Here is a 2,919-nt window from a genome sequence, read left to right on the forward strand (position 1 = left end):
CCGGCGGGAGCGGCCTTGGATTGTCAATTGCCACCGAGGATGCCCATCTCCACGGAGCCTGGCTGCAAGCCTGGGGCTCCCCGGGTAAGGGCGCCTGTTTTCGGCTGACGCTTCCCAAGCTCAGGGAGTCCGTTCTCAAGGTCTCACCGTTGCCGCTGCCGCCAAGGATGGGCGGGCTGCCCGACCGTCCGTCGGTCGGAACATCCCCGGACTCGCTGCCGCAGCTAACCACTCTGCCAAAGGAGTCCCACGATGCCCGCTAACAGGCGTCCGCTGAGCCGGTCACTGGCCCTTTTACTGTTGCCGATCGTGCTGGTGGTCAGCGGCTGCTCGTCCATACCTACCTCTGGTCCAGTGGGAGTCATCACCGCTGACACCGGGTCCGACACCACCGACCCACTGATTTTCAATCCACCCGGGCCCCGGCAGGATGCTGATCCGGAATCCCTCCTGAACTCCTTCGTCGACGCCGGCACGGGTGCCGCCGGCGACTACGAGATCGCACGGGACTACCTCACCGACGAGTTCGCCGCCCAATGGCGGCCAGAAGAGCGCATCATCATCTACGGAGCTGACCCGCAGATTTCTGCGTCCCCGACTGACGGTGTCTACCAGATCCAACTCGAAGTCGAGGGGACCATCAACGCCGAAGGTATCCGTACGGGGGCTCCTGCTACCACCACTGAAAGCCTCACCGCGAAGCTCGAGCAGAATGCCGACGGGCAGTGGCGTATCACCTCGATCCCCAACGGCATCATGATTTCTTCGAGCCAGGCTGAGCTGTTGCTTGAAACATACAGCCTGTACTTCTACAGCAGTTCCTTCGAACATTGGGTGCCCGACGTCAGGTGGTTCGTAAACCGGGCAGCCATTGCCACGAATATTGTGGAGGCGATGCTTGACGGTCCGGCTCCATACTTGCAGGGGTCGGTGACCAGCGCGTTCCCGGAAAGTACCACCCTCGGCGTCGAATCGGTGCCCATCGTGTCGGGGACGGCAACCGTCGAGTTGTCCCCCGATGTGCTGCAGGAAACCAGTGACCTGATCCGACAACAGATGCAGCAGCAACTCCGGGAGAACCTGGCCGGGTTGAACACGGTCAATTCGGTGCAGATGACTGTCGAAGGGCAGCCGGTGTACCTTGGCGACGAGGGCAATGTCCCCCACCCGAACCTGGTAATCCCAGTCGGCGATCCGGCTGTCGGCAACAAACAGATTGTCGTCTCCGGCAACGAGCTATTCCTGTACCAGACGGAAGAGACCGTTCCCATTGAAGGCGTCCCTTCGGTGGCGGCACTGGATCCCCAGGACCCGGCAATGACCCTGTCCGGGGCGGACTTTGCGTTCCTCAACGGAAACCGGACACGGCTTTACACCACCGGGCAGGATCAGGAAATCATCACCGCTGCGACCGGACGAAGGCTGACTTCTCCCAGTTTCGACCCGAACAACTGGGTTTGGACGGCCAGCACCGGGCCCGAAGGCCTGGGATCGACGGTTACCGCGGTTCCTCCCGGCGGGTTGCAAGACAGCGCGGTGTCGGTGACGGCACCCTGGCTAGCTGATTCAGTGGTGCTGGAACTCAGGGTGTCGAGGGATGGGTCCCGGGCCCTGGTCGTGACCGAGCAGGAGGGGCTAAGCCGCGTTTTCCTTGCCGGGATCGTGCGCAGCAACGACCGCACCCCGCAGAGTCTTGGTACTCCGCGGGAGCTTTTCGCCAGCGGTCCGGTCAATACCGCGAAGTGGGTCAACGAGGACACCGTCATCGTCGCCGAGGCCTCCGCAGAGGAAGAGGTGACCCCTGAATTTCTTGGTCTTGACGGGACTGTCGATGCGCTGTCGTCCCTTGAGGGCATTCTGCACATCAGTGCGGGCACCGGGCCGACGGCCATCTTCGCCGGCACCTCGGAGGGGGTCCGGAACCGGGTTGGGGATACCTGGTCGAACGAGCCGGTGGAAGGTGTCCAGGATCCGGCGTTCCCGGGCTGAGCTCTGCACACGGGCGCCGATCTGCCCAGGCTCGGCGACTGATTTTGTCCACACTCGGCTACGAAGGCGACGTCGGGGACTGGCCGAGGTGGCAAAGTCAGGGCATGAACGGATTCCGATCCGCGCCGCTGTGGAGGGGCGTCGCCGGCCGCCTCGATGCGGTCCGGATGAGGCCGGACGTGCAGGGCTTTACCGGTGCCATCGTGGGCTTCTGGTCGCTCCTGTTCCCTACCGAGTGTGCTGTATGCGGGCGCCTCTTGATCCCACTTTGCCCCGAGTGTCTCACCGCAATCCGCAAAGCGACGGTCCGCCCCCTCAGGGTTGAACGAGGTGCGCCCGCCTTGCCTCAGGTGCCGGGGCGCATGGAGTCAGCCACAGGTTTCGGTGACCCACTGCCGGTCACAGCAGGAGGCCATTACCGGTCCGCACTCGCGCGGTTGGTGCTTGCCTACAAAAACCATCACCGCACCGATGTGGGCAGACCCCTGCAAACGGCGCTCGCTGGAGCGCTGCACTCGGCCGTGGAGGGGCTCCGCCAGGGCGGTGAAACGGCACAGATTCTTCTGGTGCCGGTGCCTACAAAAGGAGCGTCGCTGCGCCGCCGCGGGTACGATCCTCTCGGCCTGCTCCTTGACGGGCTGGTTCGAAGAGGTGAGTTGCCCGCAGGCTGCCGGCCCGCCAGGTTGGTGGGGTACCGGGGCATAACCGTCCGACTGGGGTCAGCGCTCGCCGGCCGAGTTGGGCAGCAGCAGCAAAAGGGCCTCGGATCGGCCCAGCGACGCGCCAATGTCCGCCTCACCATGACCCTGCGGCGGGGCCAGCATCTGGTCCCCGGGGCGGTGTGCCTGGTGGTTGATGATGTGCTGACCACCGGGGCGACGATTGCCGAAATGACGCGGGTTCTGCGGTTGGCCGGAGCGGAGGTGGCCG

2 protein-coding genes and 1 pseudogene are annotated in these 2,919 nt (G+C 64.3%); all 3 read left to right on the forward strand.

Annotation, left to right across the window (positions count from 1 at the left end; genetic code table 11):
* Positions 1–263, forward strand: a pseudogene (locus tag K728_RS21925) (ATP-binding protein); the annotation flags it as partial.
* Entirely contained in the window at positions 253–1,989 is a 1,737-nt protein-coding gene (locus K728_RS0110975) for an LpqB family beta-propeller domain-containing protein (protein WP_019481714.1), read from the forward strand. The pseudogene K728_RS21925 and the gene K728_RS0110975, both read left to right, overlap by 11 nt.
* A 362-nt stretch (positions 1,990–2,351) precedes the next feature.
* Positions 2,352–2,919 (forward strand): phosphoribosyltransferase family protein (locus tag K728_RS19190; RefSeq protein WP_024476738.1); only part of this gene is annotated, 568 nt, incomplete at its 3' end.

Origin of the sequence: Arthrobacter sp. CAL618 (genome assembly GCF_000468215.1) — a bacterium.
Lineage (GTDB): Bacteria > Actinomycetota > Actinomycetes > Actinomycetales > Micrococcaceae > Arthrobacter_D.